20 protein-coding genes are annotated in these 22,593 nt (G+C 72.0%); 15 read left to right on the top strand and 5 right to left on the bottom strand.

What is annotated here, in order from left to right:
• Positions 1 to 13: 13 nt before the first annotated feature.
• Positions 14 to 469, bottom strand: a complete 456-nt coding sequence (gene soxR / locus ACFQRI_RS04250; RefSeq protein ID WP_380664649.1) for a redox-sensitive transcriptional activator SoxR — start codon at positions 467 to 469, stop codon at positions 14 to 16.
• An 84-nt stretch (positions 470 to 553) separates the two neighbouring features.
• Here soxR and ACFQRI_RS04245 point away from each other — a divergent pair, with 84 nt between their 5' ends.
• From ACFQRI_RS04245 to hisI, 7 genes are all read left to right on the top strand, one after another.
• Positions 554 to 1,246, top strand: coding sequence for a thiamine pyrophosphate-dependent enzyme (locus ACFQRI_RS04245; RefSeq protein WP_380664647.1), 693 nt, complete (start codon positions 554 to 556; stop codon positions 1,244 to 1,246).
• Between the two features lies 1 nt (position 1,247).
• Entirely contained in the window at positions 1,248 to 2,159 is a 912-nt protein-coding gene (locus ACFQRI_RS04240; RefSeq protein ID WP_380664645.1) for a transketolase family protein, read from the top strand.
• A 105-nt stretch (positions 2,160 to 2,264) separates the two neighbouring features.
• Positions 2,265 to 2,894, top strand: coding sequence for an imidazole glycerol phosphate synthase subunit HisH (gene hisH, locus ACFQRI_RS04235; protein ID WP_380664643.1), 630 nt, complete (start codon positions 2,265 to 2,267; stop codon positions 2,892 to 2,894).
• Positions 2,891 to 3,088, top strand: a complete 198-nt coding sequence (locus tag ACFQRI_RS04230) for a hypothetical protein (protein ID WP_380664641.1) — start codon at positions 2,891 to 2,893, stop codon at positions 3,086 to 3,088. Before hisH ends, ACFQRI_RS04230 begins: the two co-directional genes overlap by 4 nt.
• Before the next feature lie 123 nt (positions 3,089 to 3,211).
• Complete coding sequence (gene priA / locus ACFQRI_RS04225; RefSeq protein WP_380664639.1) at positions 3,212 to 3,943, top strand: bifunctional 1-(5-phosphoribosyl)-5-((5-phosphoribosylamino)methylideneamino)imidazole-4-carboxamide isomerase/phosphoribosylanthranilate isomerase PriA; 732 nt, start codon at positions 3,212 to 3,214, stop codon at positions 3,941 to 3,943.
• 46 nt (positions 3,944 to 3,989) lie between these two features.
• Positions 3,990 to 4,763, top strand: coding sequence for an imidazole glycerol phosphate synthase subunit HisF (gene hisF, locus ACFQRI_RS04220; RefSeq protein ID WP_380664637.1), 774 nt, complete (start codon positions 3,990 to 3,992; stop codon positions 4,761 to 4,763).
• Complete coding sequence (gene hisI / locus ACFQRI_RS04215) at positions 4,760 to 5,101, top strand: phosphoribosyl-AMP cyclohydrolase (RefSeq protein WP_380664635.1); 342 nt, start codon at positions 4,760 to 4,762, stop codon at positions 5,099 to 5,101. Before hisF ends, hisI begins: the two co-directional genes overlap by 4 nt.
• A 30-nt stretch (positions 5,102 to 5,131) precedes the next feature.
• On the opposite strand, the gene ACFQRI_RS04210 is transcribed toward hisI, so the two are convergent.
• Positions 5,132 to 5,761 (bottom strand): TetR/AcrR family transcriptional regulator, encoded by a 630-nt coding sequence (locus ACFQRI_RS04210; protein ID WP_380664633.1) that lies wholly within the window; start codon positions 5,759 to 5,761, stop codon positions 5,132 to 5,134.
• A gap of 93 nt (positions 5,762 to 5,854) precedes the next feature.
• Between ACFQRI_RS04210 and ACFQRI_RS04205 the strand changes: the two genes are divergently transcribed.
• The 6 genes from ACFQRI_RS04205 to lgt all read left to right on the top strand — a co-directional run bounded on the left by ACFQRI_RS04205 (position 5,855) and on the right by lgt (position 12,458).
• Positions 5,855 to 7,429, top strand: a complete 1,575-nt coding sequence (locus ACFQRI_RS04205; RefSeq protein WP_380664631.1) for an anthranilate synthase component I — start codon at positions 5,855 to 5,857, stop codon at positions 7,427 to 7,429.
• Positions 7,407 to 8,018 carry a Trp biosynthesis-associated membrane protein gene (locus tag ACFQRI_RS04200; RefSeq protein ID WP_380664629.1) on the top strand — a complete coding sequence of 204 codons (612 nt, stop codon included), beginning with the start codon at positions 7,407 to 7,409 and terminating at the stop codon, positions 8,016 to 8,018. Before ACFQRI_RS04205 ends, ACFQRI_RS04200 begins: the two co-directional genes overlap by 23 nt.
• Positions 8,019 to 8,290: 272 nt before the next feature.
• The gene (gene trpC, locus ACFQRI_RS04195; RefSeq protein WP_380664627.1) at positions 8,291 to 9,103 is read left to right on the top strand and encodes an indole-3-glycerol phosphate synthase TrpC; all 813 of its coding nucleotides are present in this window, start codon (positions 8,291 to 8,293) and stop codon (positions 9,101 to 9,103) included.
• Positions 9,104 to 9,145: 42 nt separating this feature from the next.
• Entirely contained in the window at positions 9,146 to 10,408 is a 1,263-nt protein-coding gene (gene trpB, locus ACFQRI_RS04190) for a tryptophan synthase subunit beta (protein ID WP_380664625.1), read from the top strand.
• On the top strand, positions 10,405 to 11,196 hold the full coding sequence (trpA, locus tag ACFQRI_RS04185) for a tryptophan synthase subunit alpha (RefSeq protein ID WP_380664623.1): 792 nt from the start codon (positions 10,405 to 10,407) through the stop codon (positions 11,194 to 11,196). The genes trpB and trpA overlap by 4 nt, the downstream gene beginning before the upstream one ends.
• Positions 11,197 to 11,240: 44 nt before the next feature.
• Positions 11,241 to 12,458: a prolipoprotein diacylglyceryl transferase gene (gene lgt / locus ACFQRI_RS04180; RefSeq protein WP_380664621.1), complete on the top strand. Its 1,218-nt coding sequence runs from the start codon at positions 11,241 to 11,243 to the stop codon at positions 12,456 to 12,458.
• A gap of 202 nt (positions 12,459 to 12,660) precedes the next feature.
• On the opposite strand, the gene ACFQRI_RS04175 is transcribed toward lgt, so the two are convergent.
• Genes ACFQRI_RS04175 through ACFQRI_RS04165 form a run of 3 tightly spaced genes read right to left on the bottom strand, consistent with a single transcriptional unit; the run spans position 12,661 to position 15,397 of the window.
• On the bottom strand, positions 12,661 to 13,431 hold the full coding sequence (locus tag ACFQRI_RS04175) for an ABC transporter ATP-binding protein (protein WP_380664619.1): 771 nt from the start codon (positions 13,429 to 13,431) through the stop codon (positions 12,661 to 12,663).
• Entirely contained in the window at positions 13,428 to 14,459 is a 1,032-nt protein-coding gene (locus ACFQRI_RS04170; RefSeq protein ID WP_380664617.1) for a FecCD family ABC transporter permease, read from the bottom strand. The genes ACFQRI_RS04175 and ACFQRI_RS04170 overlap by 4 nt, the downstream gene beginning before the upstream one ends.
• Entirely contained in the window at positions 14,456 to 15,397 is a 942-nt protein-coding gene (locus ACFQRI_RS04165; RefSeq protein WP_380664615.1) for an ABC transporter substrate-binding protein, read from the bottom strand. The genes ACFQRI_RS04170 and ACFQRI_RS04165 overlap by 4 nt, the downstream gene beginning before the upstream one ends.
• Before the next feature lie 667 nt (positions 15,398 to 16,064).
• On the opposite strand from ACFQRI_RS04165, the gene gltB reads away from it, so the two are divergent.
• Together gltB and ACFQRI_RS04155 are read left to right on the top strand one after the other, a co-directional pair.
• Complete coding sequence (gene gltB / locus ACFQRI_RS04160) at positions 16,065 to 20,615, top strand: glutamate synthase large subunit (protein WP_380664613.1); 4,551 nt, start codon at positions 16,065 to 16,067, stop codon at positions 20,613 to 20,615.
• Positions 20,608 to 22,110 carry a glutamate synthase subunit beta gene (locus ACFQRI_RS04155; protein WP_380664611.1) on the top strand — a complete coding sequence of 501 codons (1,503 nt, stop codon included), beginning with the start codon at positions 20,608 to 20,610 and terminating at the stop codon, positions 22,108 to 22,110. The genes gltB and ACFQRI_RS04155 overlap by 8 nt, the downstream gene beginning before the upstream one ends.
• Positions 22,111 to 22,593: the final 483 nt, after the last annotated feature.

Raw genomic sequence — 22,593 nt, 5'->3', positions numbered from 1 at the left:
GCGCGCGCCGTGCCTAGCCATCGGCGGCGGGTCGGAGCTTCGGCGCTCCCGGGCCCAGCTCGGCCATGTGGTCGTCGGCGTTGTGCAGGGCGCAGGTGCGCAGCGACAGGCAGCCGCAGCCGATGCAGCCGGTGAGCCGGTCGCGCAGCCGCTGCAGGCCGTCGATGCGCGCGTCGAGCTCGTCGCGCCAGCGGCGGGACAGCCGCGCCCAGTCGGCCTTGGTGGGGGCGTGGTCGTCGGGCAGCGTGGCCAGCGCGTCGGAGATCTGCTCGAGGCTGAGCCCGACCCGCTGCGCGGAGCGGATGAACGCGAGCCTGCGCAGCACCGCGCGCTCGTAGCGGCGCTGGTTGCCGGTGGTGCGGGTCGACGAGATCAGGCCGCGCTCCTCGTAGAACCGCAGCGCCGTCTGCGCCACGCCGCTGCGGTGCGCGACCTCGCCGATGGTCAGGAGCTTGGGGAGCTTCGTCACACCGCCAGGCTAGCGAACACCTCGACCTAGCTGCAGGGCTTCTCCCTTGACTTCGAGTTAACTCCAGGTCGGATCCTCGAGGGCATGACGATCACGACAGAGCGCGGGTACGCGGAGCTGGCTCCGCTGCTGACCCGGATGACCGGCGACGAGAAGCACGACGCCGCCGCGACCTCCACCCTGGACGTGCTGTGGGTGCTCTACGACCGGATCCTGTCGGTCGACCCGCAGCGCGTCGACGACCCCGACCGGGACCGCTTCCTGCTGTCCAAGGGTCACGGCCCGATGGCCTACTACGCGGTGCTGGCCGCCAAGGGCTTCCTGGACCCCGATCAGCTCACCGGTTTCGGCGGGTTCGACTCCCCGCTGGGCTTCCACCCGGACCGCACGCTGGTGCCCGGCGTGGAGATCGGCAGCGGCTCGCTCGGCCACGGGCTGCCGCTCGCGCTGGGCACCGCGCTCGGCCTGCGCGCCCAGGGCCGGGACAGCCGGGTGGTGGTGCTCGTCGGCGACGCCGAGCTCGACGAGGGCAGCAACCACGAGGCCATCCAGGTCGCCGGGCGGTGGGGCCTGCACCGGCTGACCGCCGTGGTGGTCGACAACCGCTCGTCGAGCACCGGCTGGCCCGGCGGCATCGCCGAGCGCTTCGCCCGCGAGGGCTGGGCCACCCGCGTCGTCGACGGCCGGGACCACACCGCGTTGCAGCGGGCCTTGACCGCCACCTCCGCGGACCGGCCGCTGGCCGTGGTCGCCGAGGTCGAACCCCGAGGAGCTTGAGATGGCCACCCCCACGATCACCACGACCATGCGCGAGCAGTTCGCCGACACCGTCTCCGACGCGCTCGACACCGACCCGCGGCTGGCGGTGGTGCTCGCCGAGATCTCCGCCGACCGCTTCGCCGAGGCGGCCCGGCGCCACCCCGAGCGGGTGCTCAACGTCGGCATCCGCGAGCAGGCGATGGTCGGCGTCGCGGGCGGGCTCGCGCTCACCGGGATGCGCCCGGTGCTGCACACCATCACCCCGTTCCTGGTGGAACGCCCCTTCGAGCAGCTCAAGCTCGACCTCGGCCACCAGGGGACCGGTGCGATCGCGGTCAGCACCGGCGCGTCCTACGACTACCCGGGTGCCGGGCGCACCCACATGGCTCCCGGCGACGTGGCGCTGATCGACACGCTGCCCGGCTGGACCGCGCACGTGCCCGGGCACCCGGGCGAGGTGGACGCGCTGCTGCGCCGCGAGTTCGCCACCGACGATCCGGTCTACCTGCGGCTCTCCGAGCGCGAGAACCCCGAGCCGCTGGTCACCGGACCGGGCTGGCGGGTGCTGCGGCGGGGGCGCGCGGGCGTGGTGCTGGCGGTCGGGCCGACCCTCGGTCCGGTGCTGGCGGCCACCGAGGGACTGGACGTCACCGTGCTCTACACCGCCACGGTCCGGCCGTTCGACGCCGCGGGCGTGCGCGAGGCGGTGCTGGGTTCCACGCCCGACGTGGTGCTCGTCGAGCCCTACCTGCGGGGCACCTCCGCGCACCGGGTCGACGACGCGCTGGTCGACCTGCCGCACCGCGTCCTGCCGCTGGGCGTGCGGCGCGACGTCGAGCTGCGCGCCTACGGCAGCGCCGCCGAGCACGAGGCCGCGCACGGGCTCGACGCCCCGGGCATCGCCGCGGCCGCACGCGGGTTCCTGACCTAGGAACCGCCGTGGAGCGGGCTCGCTCGGCGGCGGCGGGGGCGAGGTCGGTGAGGGGAGAACGCGGCGCCGCCGCACTCGCGAACGACCAGCCGGTAGCCTGGGCTCGTGGCACGAGTCGTCATCTTGGACTACGGATCAGGCAACCTCCGCTCCGCCGAGCGCGCCGTCGAGCGCGCGGGCGCCGAGGTCGAGGTGACCTCCGACCATCGTGCCGCCGTGGAGGCCGACGGTCTGGTCGTCCCCGGCGTCGGCGCCTTCGCCGCGTGCATGGAGGGGCTGCTGCAGGCGGGCGGTGACAAGATCATCGACCGGCGGCTCTCCGGGGACCGCCCGGTGCTGGGGATCTGCGTGGGCATGCAGGTGCTGTTCGACCAGGGCGTCGAGCACGGCGTGCGGGCCGACGGCTGCGGGCAGTGGCCCGGGACCGTCGAGCGGCTGCACGCCGACGTGCTGCCGCACATGGGGTGGAACACCGTGCGGGCGCCCGAGGGCAGCGTGCTGTTCGACGGGTTGGACGCCGAGACCCGGTTCTACTTCGTGCACTCCTTCGCGGTGCGCGAGTGGAAGCTCGACCCGAGCGACTCGATCGCCCCGCCGAAGGTCACCTACGCCGAGCACGGCGAGCCGTTCGTCGCCGCGGTGGAGAACGGTGCGCTGATGGCCACCCAGTTCCACCCGGAGAAGTCCGGCGAGGCCGGCGCCCGGCTGCTGCGCAACTGGCTGGGCGCGCTGTGACCCGCCGGCACGGCCTGATGGGGCCCAACACGGTCCGCGTCATCGGGCTCGTGCTCGCCGTCGGCATGGCCGCCGGCGTCGGCGGCCCGTACCTGGTGCAGGCCGGCGTGCCGATCTGGGCTGTCATGCTGCTCGTGCTGCTGGCCCTGGGCGTCCCGATCTTCGCGATGAGCCGCGACAAGAACCAGGACTGACCTCCGCCCGGCGGCGCGGGGCCGCGGGCAGTTTCGGCGGAGACCACACGCCCCGCGGCGTGTGGTCTCCGCCGAAACTGCCCGCTCATCGTTCCCGGTTGGTCCTGCCTTAAGGTTGGGCTCGTGAGCTTCACCTTGCTTCCCGCTGTTGACGTTGCCGATGGGCAGGCCGTTCGCCTCGTGCAGGGCGCGGCAGGCACCGAGACCTCCTACGGCGATCCGCTGGAGGCCGCGCTGACCTGGCAGCGCGCGGGGGCCGAGTGGGTCCACCTGGTCGACCTCGACGCCGCCTTCGGCCGCGGTGACAACCGCGAACTGCTGGCCGAGGTCACCGGCAAGCTGGACGTGAAGGTCGAGCTCTCCGGCGGCATCCGCGACGACGCCTCGCTGGAGGCCGCGCTGTCCACCGGCTGCGCGCGGGTCAACCTGGGCACCGCCGCGCTGGAGAACCCGGAGTGGGCCGACCGCGTCGTCGCCGAGTACGGCGACCGGGTGGCCGTCGGCCTGGACGTGCGCATCACCGAGCAGGGCCACCGGCTGGCCGCGCGCGGCTGGACCAAGGACGGCGGTGACCTGTGGGAGGTCCTCGACCGCCTCGACGCCGCCGGCTGCCGTCGCTACGTGGTCACCGACGTCAGCAAGGACGGCACGCTGCAGGGCCCGAACACCGAGCTGCTGCGCGCGGTCTGCGAGCGCACCGAGGCCGCCGTGATCGCCTCCGGCGGTGTGTCCAGCGTGGACGACCTGGTGTCGCTGTCCCGGCTGGCTCCGGTCGGCCTGGAGGGCTCGATCGTCGGCAAGGCCCTGTACAACCAGAACTTCACCCTCGAAGAGGCCCTGGCCGCCGTCCGCTGACAACCCGCCGCAGCGCCCGGCCGCGCGCGGTCTCTAAGCTGGCGGCATGGGTGTTGCGGTGCGTGTCATCCCCTGCTTGGACGTCGATCAGGGGCGAGTGGTCAAGGGCGTGAACTTCACCGATCTCCGGGACGCCGGTGATCCGGTCGAGCTGGCCGAGGCCTACAACGCCGAGGGGGCCGACGAGCTGACGTTCCTGGACGTCACCGCCTCGTCCTCGGACCGCGCCACCACCTTCGACGTGGTGCGCCGCACCGCCGAGCAGGTCTTCATCCCGCTGACCGTGGGCGGCGGCGTGCGCAGCACCGACGACATCGACCGGCTGCTGCGCACCGGGTCGGACAAGGTCAGCCTGAACACCGCCGCGATCGCCCGCCCCGAGCTGCTCAACGAGGCCTCCAAGCGCTTCGGCGCGCAGTGCGTGGTGCTGTCTGTCGATGCCCGCCGGGTGCCGGAGGGCGGGCAGCCGACGCCCTCGGGCTACGAGGTCACCACGCACGGCGGTCGCCGCGGCACCGGCATCTGCGCGCTGGAGTGGGCCGCGCGCGGCCAGGAGCTCGGCGTCGGCGAGATCCTGCTGAACTCGATGGACGCCGACGGCACCAAGGCCGGCTTCGACCTGGAGATGATCCGCGCGGTGCGCGAGGTCGTCGACGTCCCGCTGATCGCCAGCGGCGGCGCCGGTGCGGTGGAGCACTTCGCGCCCGCGGTGCGCGCCGGCGCGGACGCGGTGCTGGCCGCCAGCGTCTTCCACTTCGGACAGCTGCGCATCGGCGAGGTCAAGGACGCCATGCGCGCGGAAGGGATCACGGTCCGATGAGCGAGCTCGACCCCGGCATCGCAGGACGGCTCAAGCGCACCGCGGACGGCCTGGTGCCCGCCATCGCGCAGCAGCGCGGCACCGGCGAGGTGCTGATGATGGCGTGGATGGACGACGAGGCCCTGCACCGCACGCTGACCACCCGGAAGGCGACCTACTACTCGCGCAGCCGCGGCAGCTACTGGGTCAAGGGCGAGACCTCCGGGCACACCCAGCACGTGCACGAGGTCCGCCTGGACTGCGACGGCGACACCCTGCTGCTGGTCGTCGACCAGCAGGGCGCGGCCTGCCACACCGGCGACCACACCTGCTTCGACGCCGACGTCCTGCTCGGCTAGCGGTCCGGCCCGAAACCGCGCGCCTCGGTTTCAGGCCGAACCGCCGCTGATGTCGCCGGTGAGGTAGCGCTGGAGGTTCGGGGCGATGGCGCTGACGATCGTGTCCTCGTCGGCCGAGGCCAGCGGCTCCAGGTGCAGCACGTAGCGGGCCATGCCCAGCCCGGCGACCTGGGTGGCGCACAGCGCCACGCGCAGGTCCGGGCGGTCCGAGCCCAGCTCGGCCAGCAGCCGGTCGAACAGCACGTCCTTGATGAAGTCGCGCAGCATCGACACCGCGATCTCGTTGCCCGCCACGCTGCGCATCAGCGCGGCGAACTGGCCGCCGCCCACGTCGTCCCAGACGGCAACGAACCTGCGCAGGATCCGCTCGGCGAGCTCCTCGGGCGGCCCGTCGAGCAGCTGCGGCACCAGCTCGGCCGGGTTGATCGGGATGCGCATCGCCGCGGTGAACAACCCCTCCTTGCCGCCGAACCAGTGGTTGACCATCGCCGGGTCCACCCCGGCGCGGCCAGCGATGGTGCGCACCGTGGCGGACTCGTAGCCCTGCTCGGTGAACACCTCCCGCGCCGCGTCGAGCAGGGCGGCCTTGGTGTCGGCGCCGTTGCGCCTGCGCCCGCGCCGCTTGGGTTCGCTGCTGTCCCGGTCGACTCCGCTGCTCACGGGTCCATCGTCGCCGCACCGCTGCGCGGGAGGCAAAGCAGGTAGCGGTAGGCGCCGCGTGGCGCGCACCCGATGCGCGGCACAATGGCACCCATGGTCGGTGATGGTGAGATCGGCAGCATCAGCCCGGGACGAGAGGAATTCCGAGCCCTGGCGGCTGACCGCAGGGTGATTCCCGTGGTGCGACGGCTGCTCGCGGACGACGAGACCCCCCTGGGGGTCTACCGCAAGCTGGCGGGCAACCGCCCGGGAACCTTCCTGCTGGAGTCGGCCGAGAACGGTCGCTCCTGGTCCCGGTGGTCCTTCGTCGGCGCCCGCAGCGCGGCCGCGCTCACCGTTCGGGACGGCGAGGCGCACTGGACCGGCACGCCGCCGGTCGGCCTGCCCACCGGCGGCGACCCGCTGCAGGCGCTCCGCGAGACGCAGCGCCTGCTGCACACCGATCCGCTGCCCGGCCTGCCCCCGCTGACCGGCGGCATGGTCGGCTACCTGGGCTACGACGCGGTGCGCCGCCTGGAGCGGCTGCCGAACCTGGCCGAGGACGACCTGCAGATCCCCGAGATGGTGATGCTGCTGGCCACGGACCTGGCCGCGCTGGATCACCACGAGGGCACGATCACGCTCATCGCCAACGCGGTGAACTGGGACGACACCCCCGAGCGGGTGGACGCCGCCTACGACGACGCGGTGCGCAGGCTCGACGAGATGACCGAGCAGCTGTGCACCCCGGCGGCCCCCACGGTGGCGACCTTCTCCCGGCCGTCCCCGGACTTCACCCGCAAGCGCAGCCGGTCCGAGCACTTCGAGGCGGTGGAGAAGGCCAAGGAGGCCATCCGCTCCGGCGAGGCGTTCCAGGTCGTGGTCTCGCAGCGCTTCGAGCGGGAGACGAAGGCCGACGCGCTGGACGTCTACCGGGTGCTGCGCACCACGAACCCGAGCCCGTACATGTACCTGCTGCGGCTGGAGGACTCCGATGGCGGCAGCCCCTTCGACATCGTCGGCTCCAGCCCGGAGTCGCTGGTCACCGTGCACGACGGCCAGGCGACCACGCACCCGATCGCGGGCACGCGCTGGCGCGGTGCCGACGAGGACGAGGACGCGGTGCTGGAGAAGGACCTGCTGGCCGACGACAAGGAGCGCGCCGAGCACCTGATGCTGGTCGACCTGGGCCGAAACGACCTCGGCCGGGTCTGCAAGCCCGGTTCGGTGCGGGTGGTGGACTTCTTCCGCATCGAGCGCTACAGCCACGTCATGCACCTCGTCTCCACGGTCACCGGCCAGCTCGCCGAGGACAAGACTGCCTTCGACGCGATCACCGCCTGCTTCCCCGCGGGCACGCTGTCCGGTGCGCCGAAGCCGCGAGCGCTGGAGATCATCGAGGAGCTCGAACCCACCCGCCGGGCGCAGTACGGCGGCGTGGTCGGCTACCTGGACTTCGCCGGCAACGCCGACACCGCGATCGCCATCCGCACCGCGCTGGTGCGGAACGGGACCGCCTACGTGCAGGCGGGCGGGGGCATCGTGGCCGACTCGGACCCGGCCGCCGAGGACCAGGAGTGCCTGAACAAGGCGCGCGCGGTGCTCAACGCGGTGGCCACCGCCGAAACCCTCGCCGCGCCCGGCGACGACCTCGCGGAGGAGCGCGTTGACCAGCGCGCAGGCATCTGAGCCCCAGCCCCGGTCGAAGGGGCTGCTGTGGATCGTCGTGCTGCTGGTGCTGGCCGGCGCCGGGGCGCTGTGGGGCGCTTCCGCGCTGACCTGGGCCGGTCAGCAGTTCCACACCCCGCTGGGCACCACGGTGACCAGCGGGGGCACCGGCGCGCAGCTGCGCCCCGAGCTGGGGCCCATGGCGCTGGCGGCGCTGGCCGCGGTCGCCGCGGTGCTGGCCACGGGCGGGCTGCTGCGGCGGCTGATGGGACTGCTGATCGCGCTGGCCGGGGCGCTGCTCGCCTACCGGGGCTATCGGACGCTGGCGGGCGGCTGGTTCGACTACGTGCGCGACCACGCCCCGGCGGGCGGCGACCCGGTCGGGGAGGTCAGCACCCAGCCCGCGGGTCCGCTGCTGATGCTGCTCGGCGCGTTGCTGCTGGTGATCGCCGGAGTGCTCACGATCCTGCGGGCCGGGCGGATGCCCGCGATGGGCGCCAAGTACTCCGCGCCCGGCGCGGCCAAGGAGCGCCCGTCCCACGATGCGGATCGGCAGCTGTGGAACGAGCTGGACGCCGGGCGCGATCCCACCGCGGAAGACGATCGCTGAGTCGCGCCGAGAACGGGCAAAACCCCTGTTCGGCGTCGCGCGGAGCAGCGGTGCGGGGCTGTCACCAGGGTCGAAGGTCCTAGTTGCGCTGGGCCTCCGGGCCCACCCCTTGGTAAGGGGCGCCCTCGGCGAGGTTTAGCATCGGCCATGCGACGGCACGGCGGGAAGGGGAGTGTCGTGATCGAGCGCAATGAGTTCATCTGCGCATTCAACGACGGGTGCTCCAGCGGCTTGCGGGTGCGCGTTCGGGGCACAGTCGGCGAGGTGTTCGCGTGACCGTTCTGGAATCCATCATCGAAGGCGTCCGCGAGGACCTCGCGGCGCGCGAAGCCGCCACGTCCTTCGACGAGATCAAGCAGCTGTCCGCGGCCGCACCACCGCCGCACGACGTGCTGGCCAAGCTCAGCGAGGGCGGCGTCGGCGTCATCGCCGAGGTCAAGCGCCGCAGCCCGTCCAAGGGCGAGCTGGCCGAGATCGGCGAGCCGGCCGATCTGGCCGCCGACTACGCCGAGGCCGGTGCGCGCGTGATCAGCGTGCTCACCGAGCAGCGCCGCTTCGGCGGGTCGCTGGCCGACCTGGACGCGGTGCGCAAGCGCGTGCCCGGCACGCCGATCCTGCGCAAGGACTTCATCGTCAGCCCGTACCAGGTGCACGAGGCCCGCGCGCACGGCGCGGACATGGTGCTGCTGATCGTGGCCGCGCTGGAGCAGAACGTCCTGGAGGCGCTGCTGGACCGGGTCGAGTCGCTGGGCATGGCCGCGCTGGTCGAGGTGCACACCGCCGAGGAGGCCGACCGCGCCCTGGAGGCCGGCGCGAAAATCATTGGCATCAACGCGCGGAACCTGCACACACTCGACGTCGATCGGGACGTGTTCGGCCGGATCGCCCCGGGGCTGCCCCCGGAGGTCATCAAGATCGCCGAGTCCGGGGTCCGCGGTCCCAGCGACCTGATGGCCTACGCGGGGTCGGGCGCGGACGCGGTCCTGGTCGGCGAGGGTCTGGTCACCAGCGACAACCCGAAGTCGGCAGTCAACCAGCTGGTGACGGCCGGGTCGCACCCGGCGTGCCCGCGGCCGAGCCGGTAGAGCTCGGGCGGGCGGCGTCGCGCTAGGCACAGGAGGAACGAAATGACCGTCGAGGCTGATGCCACGCGCGCTCACCGGCCGGGCGGGCCGGTGCCCGAGGGGCACGATCCGGACGAGCGCGGTCACTTCGGTGACTACGGCGGCCGGTTCATGCCCGAGGCGCTGATCGCCGCTCAGGACGAGCTGGCCGCCGAGTACGCCAAGGCGCAGCAGGACCCGGAGTTCCTCGCCGAGCTCGACGACCTGCTGCGCAACTACGCGGGCCGCCCGTCGCTGCTGACCGAGGCCAAGCGCTTCGCCGAGCACGCGGGCGGTGCCCGGATCCTGCTCAAGCGGGAAGACCTCAACCACACCGGCTCCCACAAGATCAACAACGTGCTGGGTCAGGCGTTGCTGGTCAAGCGGATGGGCAAGCGCCGGGTGATCGCCGAGACCGGAGCCGGGCAGCACGGGGTGGCCACCGCGACCGCCTGCGCGCTGCTCGGTCTCGAGTGCGTGATCTACATGGGCAAGGTCGACACCGAGCGGCAGGCGCTCAACGTGGCGCGGATGCGGCTGCTCGGCGCCGAGGTCATCCCGGTGGCCAACGGCTCGGCCACGCTCAAGGACGCGATCAACGAGGCGCTGCGCGACTGGGTCGCCAACGTCGAGCACACCCACTACCTGCTGGGCACCGCGGCCGGTGCGCACCCGTTCCCGGTGATGGTGCGCAACTTCCACCGCATCATCGGGGACGAGGCGCGCGAGCAGACCCTGCAGCAGGCCGGTCGGCTGCCCGACGCGGTGGTGGCCTGCGTGGGCGGCGGTTCCAACGCGATCGGCATCTTCCACGGCTTCATCGACGACCCGGACGTGCGGTTGGTCGGCTACGAACCGGCCGGCCACGGCGTGGAGTCCGGCGAGCACGGCGTGACCCTCGGCGAGGGCACCCCCGGCACGCTGCACGGCGCGCGCTCCTACCTGCTGCAGGACGAGGACGGTCAGGTCATCGAGGCCTACTCGATCTCGGCCGGGCTGGACTACCCGGGCGTGGGGCCGGAGCACTCCTACCTCAAGGACAGCGGCCGCGCCGAGTACCGCTCGGTGACCGACGACGAGGCGATGCAGGCCTTCCAGCTGCTCTCCCGCACCGAGGGCATCATCCCGGCGATCGAGTCCGCGCACGCGCTGGCCGGGGCCATCCGGGTCGGGCAGGAGCTCGGGCCGGACGGCCTGATCGTGGTCAGCCTCTCCGGCCGCGGCGACAAGGACATGGACACCGCGGCGAAGTACTTCGGCCTGGTGGATGCGGAGGACGACCAGTGAGTCTCGACGAGGTCTTCCAGGCCTGCAAGCAGGAGGGGCGCGCCGCGCTGATCGGCTACCTGCCCGCCGGGTTCCCGACCGCGGTCGGGAACGAAGAGCTCTTCGCCGCGATGCTGCCCGGCTCCGACCGGCCGGGTTGCGACATCGTCGAGGTCGGCCTGCCCTTCTCCGATCCGGTGATGGACGGCCCGACCATCCAGGCCGCCAGCGAGACCGCGCTGCGCTCGGGCTTCCGGGTGCGCGATGTGTTCGACGTGGTCTCCTCGATCGCGGAGGCGGGCGGAAGCCCCGTGGTGATGACCTACTGGAACCCGGTGCACCGCTACGGTCCGGCAGCCTTCGCCCGCGATCTCGCGGCCGCCGGTGGGCTCGGCGTGATCACCCCGGACCTCATCCCGGACGAGGCCGACGAGTGGATCGCCGCCACCGACGAGCACGGGCTGGACCGGATCTTCCTGGTGGCCCCGTCGTCCACCGACGAGCGCCTGGGCAAGACCACCAAGGCTTCCAGCGGTTTCGTCTACGCCACCTCGGTGATGGGGGTGACCGGTGCCCGCGACACGGTGGGCTCGGCGGCCGCGGGACTGGTCGAGCGCACCCGCGCGCACACCGACCTGCCGATCGGCGTCGGCTTGGGCGTGCGGTCCCGCGAGCAGGCGGCCGAGGTGGCCGGTTTCGCCGACGGCGTCATCGTCGGCTCGGCCTTCGTCACCAAGGCCCGGGAATCCGGCGCTGCGGGGGTCCGGGACCTGACCGCCGAGCTCGCGGCGGGTGTGCGCGAGGGCTGAGCCCCGGGCTCACGCCCCGTCGGGGGACAGATACTGTTGGCCGCGTGAACGCCTCGGTTGCCGCTGCTGCGAGTCCCCTGCTGGCCAACATACCCAGCCCCCCGCAAGGGGTTTGGACCATCGGTCCGATTCCGATCCGCGCCTACGCGCTGTGCATCATCGCGGGCATCTTCGCCGCGGTGTGGATCGGCAGCAGGCGCTGGCAGGCGCGCGGTGGCCGGGAGGGCACCGTGGTCGACATCGCCGTGTGGGCGGTGCCGTTCGGCCTGATCGGCGGGCGGCTGTACCACGTGGCGACCGACTGGTACAAGTACTTCGGCCCGGACCGCAACCCGCTGGACATCTTCAAGGTCTGGAACGGCGGGCTGGGCATCTGGGGCGCGGTCGCGCTCGGCGCGGTCGGCGCCTGGATCGGCTGCCGCCAGCGCGGCATCCCGCTGTCGGCCTTCGCCGACGCGGTGGCGCCCGGCGTGGTCCTGGCGCAGGCGATCGGTCGCCTCGGCAACTACTTCAACCAGGAGCTCTACGGCAGTCCGACCGATGTGCCGTGGGGCCTGGAGATCTACCGGCGCATCGACGAGAGCACCGGCCTGGCCGACCCGATCGGCGGCGTGGCCGTCGACCAGACGCCGATCACCGTGGTGCACCCGACCTTCCTGTACGAGCTGCTCTGGAACGTCGGCGTCTTCGTGCTGCTGATCTGGGCGGACCGCCGGTTCAACATGGGTCGCGGCCGGGTGTTCGCGCTCTACGTCGCTGGCTACACCGCCGGCCGGGTGTGGATCGAGATGATGCGCACCGATCAGGCGACCCACGTCCTGGGCATCCGGATCAACGTGTTCACCTCGATCGTCGTGTTCGCCTGCGCGGTGGTCTACCTGCTGATCGTGCGCGGCAAGCGCGAGGACCCGGCTCGGCTGGTCGGCAAGCCCCGCCCGGAGGACCTGCCGTCCACGACGACGTCGAAGGACGAGCCGTCCGACACCCCCGCCGCAGCCGACGACCACGACGAAGCGGACCGGAAACCCGAGCAGGACCCGGAACGGGACTCGGACGCGGAACGGGACTCGGACGCGGAACGGGACTCGGACTCCGAGTCGCAGTCGGACGCGGAGCGGGACTCGGACTCGAAGTCGGAGCCGGCCCCGGACTCCGAGCCGGACTCGGAGTCGAAGCCGGCCTCGGAATCGGACGAGGAGCCGGGCACCGGCAGCTCGGACGAGTCGAAATCGGAGAACTCGGCGAACAGCTCCAAGACCTGACCCCGGACTCCCCGCTCCGCACCGAGATGTCCCCGCGCACACCGCGCGGGGACTTCTTTCGCGCTCAGCCACCCACCCCAGCTCCGCCACCACCCGCACCCCAGCCCGAATGACCTCCCAATCGGGGTGCGGAATCGCCTCCCAATCCGTGCCCGGAATCGCCTCCCAATCGGGGTGGTGTTTCCGAGGGTTTTGGGGTGCTTCAGCGGATCGGGGCGATGACCGGGGTCCCGTCGGGGGAGCGCAGCACCGAGGTCCGGGCCGCGTAGTGGGTGGCCAGCCGTGCCGGGGTCAGGGCCTCGGCGGGGGCGCCTTCGGTGACGACCTCGCCGCGGTCGAGCAGCAGCAGGCGCTCGGCGTACTGACCCGCGAGGGTCAGGTCGTGCAGCGTGCTGATGACCGTGGTGCCCAGCTCGACGCGCAGCTCGTCGACCAGGTCCAGCAGCGCCTGCGCGTGCCCGATGTCCAAGCCCGTGGTCGGCTCGTCGAGCAGCAGCACGCCCGCGCGCTGCGCGAGCGCCCGCGCCAGCACCGCCCGCTGCCGCTCGCCGCCGGAGAGCGTGGACAGCGAGCGATCCGCCAGTCCGGTCAGGTCCATCCGGGCCAGCACCGAGGACACCACGTCGAGGTCCGCCGCGCTCTCCCGCGCCAGCGGGCCGAGGTGCGGGGTGCGGCCGAGCAGCACGTAGTCGGTCACCGTCAGCCCGATCGGCAGCTGCGGGATCTGCGGGGCGTAGCCGATGGTCCGGGCGCGCTCGCGCCGCCGCAGCGACCCCAGCGGGCGCCCGTCCACCAGCACCGAACCGGTGTGGCCCACCAGCCCGGCGATCGCCTTCAGCAGGGTCGACTTGCCGGCCCCGTTGGGCCCGATGATCCCCAGCCACCCGCCGCTGTCCACAGTGGTGGAAACCGCGGAAACCACCGTGCGGCCGCGATACCCGGCGGACAGCTCGCGCACCTCCAGCCCGCTCACGCGCGCCTCCGCTGCAGCAGCAGGGCGAAGAACGGCGCCCCGGTGAACGCGGTGATCACGCCGATCGGGATCTCCGCGGGTGCCAGCAGCGTTCGGGCGAGCACGTCGGCCAGCATCAGGAACACCCCGCCGAACATCAGCGACAGCGGCACGACGATCCGGTAGCTGCCGCCCGCGGCCAGCCGCACCAGGTGCGGAACCACCAGCCCGATGAACCCGATCAGCCCGGCGACCGACACGGCCGCGGCGGTGGCCAGCGAGGCCGCCACCAGCACCAGCGCCCGCACCCGCCCCGGTCGCACGCCCAGCGAGGCGGCCTCCTCGTCGCCGGTGCCCAGCAGGTCCAGCAGCCGCGCGCAGCTGCACAGCACGACCGCCGAGACGACCAGGTAGGGCAGCACGACGAGCACCTCGCGCCAGCCCGTGGTGCTCAACCGGCCCAGGATCCACATGTAGACCTGCTGCAGCGACTCGACCCGCAGCTGCTGCACGAAGGTCTGCCCGGCGGTCAGGAAGGCCCCGACCGCGACCCCGGCCAGCACCAGCGTCGCGGTGTCCGACCCCGCCGAGCGCCCGACCAGCCAGGTCAACCCGACCCCGCCGAGCGCGCCGGCGAACGCGGCCACCTGCACCGGCACCCCGAGGGCCAGCTGCGGGGCCAGGGCGATCACCACGGTCACCGCCAGCCCCGCGCCCGCGGCCGAACCCAGCAGGTACGGGTCGGCCAGCGGATTGCGGAACACGCCCTGGAAGGCCGCCCCGGACACCGCCAGCGCGGCGCCCACCAGCAGGCCCAGCGCGGTGCGGGGCACGCGCAGCTCCCACAGGATCGCCGCTTCCCGCTCGGAGAGCGGCGAGACCCCGCCGGTCAGCTGAGCGACGATCTCGCCGAGAACCCGCTGCCAGCCCAGTTCCGCGGCTCCCACCAGCACCGACAGCAGCACGCTGCCCACCAGCACCAGCGCGCCGAGCGCGAGGTGGCGCGCCCGCAGCCGGGAGCGCGTCACCGCTGCGGTGCGCGCGCTCAACCCCGCTGGGCCTTGGTGACCGCCTTGCTGACGGCCCGGACCAGGTCCACCACCCGCGGGCCCCAGCGGCTGGCGACGTCGTCGTCGAGCTCGACGACGTGGTCCTGCTGCACCGCGTCGAGGGTGCCCCAGCCGGGCCGCTCGCCGACCTTGGCCTTGGTGACCCCGCAGCACTTGGTGTCCGCGAGGAAGATCAGGTTCGGGTTGGCCTGCACCACGTGCTCGGCGGAGAGCTGCGGGAACTCGCCCTCGGCCGAGTCGGCGATGTTCTGCATCCCGAACAGGTCGTAGACGCTGCCCACGAAGCTCCGCGAGGTCGCGGTGTAGAGGTCCGGGTTGACCTCGTGGAAGTAGGTCAGCGGCTGCGGCGGCTTGGGCGTGTTGCGCACGATCTCGTCGATCTGCCTGCGCATCTTCCCGGTGAGCGCCTCGGCCTGCGTGCCGTGCCCGCTGGCCTGCCCCAGCGCCTCGATCTGCTGGTAGGCCTCGTCGAGGTTCTTCGCCGCCGGGGTCAGCAGCACCGGCACGTCGATGGCCCGCAGCCCCTCGGCGAGCTGCTGGGCGTTGTCCGGTGCGATGACCAGGTCCGGCTTCTGCTGCGCGACGGCCCCCGCGTCCGCGGTGAAGCCGCTGAGCTCGGTCTTGGGCGCGTCGGCCGGGTGGTTCGAGTACTTGTCGACCGCGACGACCTGGTCGCCCGCGCCGATGGCGTAGAGCGTCTCGGTGGCCGTCGGCGACAGCGACACGATCTGCTTGGGCTGGTTGACCAGCGTGACCGGCTGCTGCCCCGGCACCTCGACCTTCACCGGGAACGCGGCGGCCGGGTCGTCGGCTGGTGCCTTGGCGGAGGTGTGCTGGCGGGTCGCGCACGCGGTCACCCCGCTGAGCAGGGCGAGCGCAGCGAGCAGCAGGGCGGCTAGGCGGCGGAACCCGGTCATGTCTTCCCTACGGTTTCGGCCGGTGCTCGCGAGCACCGCTCACCGGGGTGGAAAGCGGAGCCCGGCACCGGGGTGGCGGACAACGACGCCTCGCGCGAGCGGCAGCGCGCCGGATCCCGGCCGGTTTCCCCTCGTCACTGGCGTCCCGCGAGCACCTCGGGCCTCCCGAGTGCTCTGAGCTGGAAAGATATCAGCAATGATCGACCCCCGGCGCGGCCGCGTGGTGCGTAGGACCACGACGGCTACCCGGATGGCCGCGCAGCGGTTAGATTTGGTGACGAACCGTGTTCGAGAATGCGGCCGCATCTCGGCCGCCGCGCCGGGGAACGTGTCGCGTTCGCGCCAGGTGCTCAGGTTCTCGTGCCGCTGCGCGAGGAGCGCGGGCGGTGCGCTGAGCGGCGCGGATGCACCGCGCGTAACTAATCGTCAAGCGTTACACAACATGGTCAGCATCACTTTCGAACTGCTGCTTCTGGGTGTCCTGGCTGTTAAAGTCTGCTAAACGCTCTGGTTACCGCGAACGGGCCGTCATGCCCGGAAAATCTCTCGCGAACCGGGAGCCGCCAGCATGCGGGCCAGCGTCGTCCCGTGCCCAGAAGTCATCGGAGTCAGGTCAACGTTCGACCGCCGACTTCCAGCACGAGATTCGACGAGGGAGGTCTGCGCAGTGGTCTTCTCTGCCGTCCCCGCAGCCCAGGGCCTGTACGACCCGGCTGCGGAACAGGATTCCTGCGGCGTCGCCATGGTCGCCGACGTCCGCGGGCGGCGGTCCCACGGCATCGTCGCCGATGCCCTGACCGCCCTGGCGAACCTGGAGCACCGCGGTGCCGCCGGCGCCGAGCCCACCAGCGGTGATGGCGCCGGGATCCTGCTGCAGCTGCCCGACGAGCTGCTGCGCGCGGAGTCGGGCGTCGCCCTGCCGGAACCCACCGAGCGCGGCGAGCACCGCTACGCCGCCGGCATGGCCTTCCTGCCCGCCGACGTCGAGCAGCGCGCCGCGGTGCAGCGGCTGGTCGAGACGATCGCCGCGGAGGAGGACCTGACGGTGCTGGGCTGGCGGGACGTGCCCACCGCCCCGGACGCCGCCGAGGTCGGCACCACCGCCCGCCGCACGATGCCGCACTTCGCCACCCTGCTGGTGGCGGGCAACGGCGGCGAGGCCGGGCTGGACCTGGAACGGCTGGCGTTCTGCCTGCGCAAGCGCTCCGAGCGCGCCGCGGCCGAGCAGGGGCTGGAGCTGTACTACCCGTCGCTGTCCAGCCGCACGTTCGTCTACAAGGGCATGCTCACCACCGAGCAGCTGCCCGCGTTCTTCCCGGACCTGCGCGACGAGCGCACCGCGACCGCGATCGCGCTGGTGCACAGCCGGTTCTCCACCAACACCTTCCCGTCCTGGCCGCTGGCGCACCCGTTCCGCTACGTGGCGCACAACGGCGAGATCAACACCATCCGGGGCAACCGCAACCGGATGCGCTCCCGCGAGGCGCTGGTGGACTCCGACCTGATCCCGGGCGACCTCTCGCGGCTCTACCCGATCGTGGCCGAGGACGGTTCGGACTCGGCCTCCTTCGACGAGGTCCTCGAACTGCTGCACCTGGGCGGGCGCAGCCTGCCGCACGCGGTGCTGATGATGGTCCCGGAGGCGTGGGAGAACCACGCCGAGATGGACCCGAAGCGCAAGGCCTTCTACGAGTTCCACGCCAGCCTGATGGAGCCGTGGGACGGCCCGGCTTGCGTGACCTTCACCGACGGCGCGCTCGTCGGCGCCGTGCTGGACCGCAACGGTCTGCGCCCGGCCCGCTGGTGGCGCACCGCCGACGACCGCGTCGTGCTGGCCAGCGAGACCGGCGTGCTCGACGTCAAGCCCGACGAGGTGGTGGCCAAGGGCCGCCTGCAGCCCGGCCGGATGTTCCTCATCGACACCGACCGCGGCGAGATCGTCGACGACGAGCGGATCAAGACCGAGCTCGCCGAGGAGCACGCCTACGATGAGTGGCTGCACGCCGGCCAGCTGCACCTCGACGAGCTGCCCGATCGCGAGCACGTGGTCAGCACCCACGAGTCGGTGGTGCGCAGGCAGCAGTCCTTCGGCTACACCGAGGAGGAGCTCGGCCTGCTGCTCGCGCCGATGGCCACCGGCGGCGCCGAGCCGCTGGGCTCGATGGGCGCGGACACCCCGCCGGCGGTGCTGTCCCAGCGCCCCCGGATGCTCTACGACTACTTCGTGCAGGGCTTCGCCCAGGTCACCAACCCGCCGCTGGACGCGATCCGGGAGCAGATCGTCACCTCGGTCGCCCGCGTGATGGGCCCGGAGCAGAACCTCCTGGCGCCCTCGCCCGCGTCGTGCAGGCACATCATGCTGCCCAACCCGGTGATCGACAACGACGAGCTGGCCAAGCTCATCCACATCAACGACGACGGCGACCTGCCCGGCTTCGCCTCCGCGGTGATCTCGGGGCTCTACCGGGTCGACGGCGGCGGCGCGGCGCTGCGCGAGGCCATCGAGCGGGTGCAGCGCGAGGCCTCCGAGGCCATCGCCGCCGGCGCGCGCGTGCTGGTGCTCTCCGACCGGGACTCCGACCACGAGATGGCGCCGATCCCGTCGCTGCTGCTGACCTCCGCGGTGCACCAGTACCTGATCGGCACCAAGGAGCGGCTGCGCGTGGCGCTGGTCGTCGAGTCCGGCGACGCCCGCGAGGTGCACCACGTGGCCGCGCTGCTGGGCTACGGCGCCGCGGCCGTGAACCCCTACCTGGCCTTCGAGGCGATCGAGGACATGATCGCCACCGGCCAGATCACCGGCGTGCGTCCCAAGGACGCCATCCGGAACTACGTGCAGGCCCTGGTCAAGGGCGTGCTGAAGGTGATGTCCAAGATGGGCATCTCCACCGTCGGCGCCTACACCGCCGCGCAGGTCTTCGAGGCCGTCGGGCTGTCCCGGGAGCTCGTGGACGCCTACTTCCAGGGCACCACCTCCAAGCTCGGCGGGGTCGGTCTCGACGAGCTGGCCGAGGAGGTCGCGCAGCGGCACCGCAGCGCCTACCCGGAGAACCCGACCGAGCGGGTGCACCGCAAGCTCGAGATCGGCGGCGACTACTCCTACCGCCGCGAGGGCGAGCTGCACCTGTTCACGCCGGAGACGGTGTTCCTGCTGCAGCACTCCACCAAGACCGGCAAGTACGAGAAGTTCCGCGAGTACACCGCCGAGTGCGACCGGCTCGCCCGCGAGGGCGGCACGCTGCGCGGGCTGTTCGACTTCGACAGCGGCCGCGAGCCGATCGACGTCGACGAGGTCGAGCCGGCCTCGGAGATCATGAAGCGGTTCTCCACCGGCGCGATGAGCTACGGCGCGATCTCCGCCGAGGCCCACGAGGTGCTGGCGATCGCGATGAACCGCATCGGCGGCAAGTCCAACTCCGGCGAGGGCGGCGAGGACGTCGACCGCCTCTACGACCCGGAGCGCCGCTCGGCGGTCAAGCAGGTCGCCTCCGGGCGCTTCGGCGTGACCAGCGAGTACCTGGTCAACTCCGACGACATCCAGATCAAGATGGCCCAGGGCGCCAAGCCCGGCGAGGGCGGCCAGCTGCCCGGCCACAAGGTCTACCCGTGGATCGCCAAGACCCGGCACTCCACCCCGGGCGTCGGGCTGATCTCGCCGCCGCCGCACCACGACATCTACTCGATCGAGGACCTGGCGCAGCTGATCCACGACCTCAAGAACGCCAACGAGCGGGCTCGCGTGCACGTCAAGCTGGTCAGCGAGGTCGGCGTCGGCACGGTGGCCGCGGGCGTGTCCAAGGCGCACGCCGACGTGGTGCTCATCTCCGGGCACGACGGCGGCACCGGTGCGGCCCCGCTGACCTCGCTCAAGCACGCGGGCACCCCGTGGGAGGTCGGCCTGGCCGAGACGCAGCAGACGCTGCTGCTCAACGGCCTGCGCGACCGGATCACGGTGCAGTGCGACGGCGGGTTCAAGACCGGTCGCGACGTGCTCGTCGCGGCGCTGCTGGGCGCCGAGGAGTACGGCTTCGCCACCGCGCCGCTGGTGGTCGAGGGCTGCGTGATGATGCGCGTGTGCCACCTCGACACCTGCCCGGTCGGCGTGGCCACCCAGAGCCCGGAGCTGCGCAAGCGCTTCACCGGCGAGGTCGAGCACGTGGTGAACTTCTTCGAGTTCATCGCCCAGGAGGTCCGGGAGTACCTGGCCCAGCTGGGCTTCCGGACCCTCGACGAGGCGATCGGCCAGGTCTCGGCGCTGCGCAAGGACGAGGCCGTGCAGCTGTGGAAGGCCAAGGGCCTGGACCTCGAGCCGGTGTTCGCCGAGCCCGAGACCCCGTACTCGTCGGTGCGCAGGCGGGTGCGCGAGCAGGACCACGGCCTGGACCAGGCGCTGGACCGCACGCTGATCCAGCTCGCCGAGGCGGCCCTCGAGGACGCGCGCCCGGTGAAGCTGCAGCTGCCGGTGCGCAACGTCAACCGCACGGTCGGAACCCTGCTGGGCGCCGAGGTCTCCCGCCGCTTCGGCGGCGACGGCCTGCCCGACGACACCATCCACGTGCAGCTGGAGGGCTCGGCCGGGCAATCGCTCGGCGCGTTCCTGCCCAGCGGCGTCACGCTGGACATGGTGGGCGACGCCAACGACTACGTCGGCAAGGGCCTCTCCGGCGGCCGGATCGTGGTGCGCCCGCACCCGGACTCGGCCTTCGCAGCCGAGGACCAGGTGATCGCGGGCAACGTGATCGGCTACGGCGCCACGACCGGTGAGATCCACCTGCGCGGCAAGGTCGGCGAGCGCTTCGCGGTCCGCAACTCCGGCGCGCTGCTGGTCTGCGAGGGCGCCGGCGACCACGCCTTCGAGTACATGACCGGTGGCCGCGCGGTGGTGCTCGGCGGGACCGGCCGCAACGTCGGCGCGGGCATGTCCGGCGGCATCGGCTACGTGCTGGACCTGGACCCGGTGCGGGTCAACCCGGCGATGGTGGACCTGCAGAAGCCCAGCGCCAAGGAACTCAAGTGGCTCCACGAGGTCGTGGAGCGCCACCACGAGCTGACCGGCTCGGCGGTGGCCGCGTCGCTGCTGGGCGACTGGCCGCGGCGTTCGGCGGCGTTCACCAAGGTGATGCCGCGCGACTTCGAGCGCGTCCTGGAGGCCATGCGGATGGCCAGGATCGAGGGCCGCGACGTGGACGAGGCGATCATGGAGGCTTCCCGTGGCTGACCCCAGGGGTTTTCTGAAGTACTCGCGGGCCGACGCCCCCAAGCGCCCCACCGACGAGCGGCTGGGCGACTGGCAGGAGGTCTACGCCGCGCTGTCCCGGCAGGAGCGCGACCAGGAGGTCTCCACGCAGGCCGCGCGCTGCATGGACTGCGGCATCCCGTTCTGCCACTCCGGCAGCGCGGGCTGCCCGCTGGGCAACCTGATCCCGGAGTGGAACAACATGGTCCGCCGCGGTCAGTGGGAGGCGGCCAGCGACCGGTTGCACGCGACCAACAACTTCCCGGAGTTCACCGGCAAGCTCTGCCCGGCTCCCTGCGAGGCCGGGTGCGTGCTGGCGATCTCGCCGGAAGCCGGCGGTGCGGTGGCCATCAAGCGGGTCGAGGAGACCATCGCCGAGGTCAGCTGGGAGAACGACTACGTCCACCCGCGCGCGGCCGAGGAGCACACCGGCAAGCGGGTCGCGGTGGTGGGATCGGGCCCGGCGGGGCTGGCCGCCGCGCAGCAGCTGACCCGCGCGGGGCACGAGGTCACCGTCTACGAGCGCGACGACCGCATCGGCGGGCTGCTTCGCTACGGCATCCCCGAGTTCAAGATGGAGAAGTCCGCCCTGGACCGGCGCCTGGCGCAGATGCGCGACGAGGGGACCAGGTTCATCACCGGCTGCGAGGTCGGCGTGGACCTCACCGTCGAGGACCTGCGCGCCGGGTACGACGCGGTGGTGCTCGCGGTGGGCGCGCTGCGCGGTCGCGACGACACCAGCATCCCGGGGCGCGAGCTCGACGGCGTGCACCTGGCGATGGAGCACCTGGTGCCGGCCAACAAGGAGTGCGAGGGCGACGGCCCGGCGCAGCTGTCGGCCGAGGGCAAGCACGTGATCATCCTCGGCGGCGGGGACACCGGTGCGGACTGCTACGGCACCGCGACCCGGCAGGGCGCGCTGTCGGTGACCCAGCTGGACAACTACCCGCAACCGCCGACCGAGCGCGACGACGACATCTCGCCCTGGCCCACCTGGCCGTACATCCTGCGCACCTACCCGGCGCACCAGGAAGCGGGCGAGCGGAAGTTCGCGGTGTCCATCGAATCGTTCGTCGGCGACGAGCGGGGCCACGTGCGGTCCGTGCGGCTGCGCCACGTCGAGGTGCGCCGCGACGAGAACGGCCGCAGGCAGGTCGTCCCGGTCGACGACGAGGTCGAGGAGCTGCCCTGCGACCTGGCGCTGCTGGCGATCGGGTTCGAGGGCGTGGAGCACATGCCGCTGCTCGGCGGCCTGGGCATCGACCTGACCAAGCGCGGAACCATCGGTTGCGGTTCGAACTGGGAGACGACCTCGCCCGGCGTGTTCGTCTGCGGCGACGCGCACCGGGGTGCGTCTCTGGTCGTGTGGGCCATCGCCGAGGGGCGCTCGGTCGCGAGCGCGGTCGACTCCTACCTGACGGGCGAGTCGGCGCTGCCTTCTCCGGTGCACCCCACTGCGCTGCCGCTGGCGGTCTGATCCACCGCTGAGCAGCGACGATCGAGGGCTCGGGAGTTCGCATCCCGGGCCCTCGAAACGTTGGAGGGGGGTGGGTGAAAGGCCGGTCGGGCGGGTGTGTAGAGTAGTTCAGGTCAGCGCGACGCGGACCGGGAAAACCGGGCCGGGCCTGGCGCGGGCCCCGAAATCCAGCCTTCACCTTCGAGGTGCTAGCCTGGTCGGGCCTGATGGCAAAAGCCTTTTGAAAATGCGTGAATATCGCGAACGCGGGTTTTGTGCCTCCTGCGGGCCGGAACGAAGAGGACCCCCGGTTTGAAGGGGAATTCGGGATGGTTTAAAGTAGATGAGGCGTACCGCGGAGAGCGGGAAAGCGCAACTGAGAAAACGGCTCCCCGGAGTTTCCAGCTGTTTGTTGGGGCGATGGTGTGGGTGTGTTCTTTGAGAACTCAACAGCGGACTGATTTGGTTAGTGTTCTTTGTATGCCCCTGACCAGATGACATTGT

It is taken from the genome of Saccharopolyspora griseoalba (genome assembly GCF_042665275.1).
Classification (GTDB): Bacteria; Actinomycetota; Actinomycetes; order Mycobacteriales; family Pseudonocardiaceae; genus Saccharopolyspora; species Saccharopolyspora griseoalba.
This window is presented reverse-complemented; position numbering and strand designations above follow the sequence as displayed.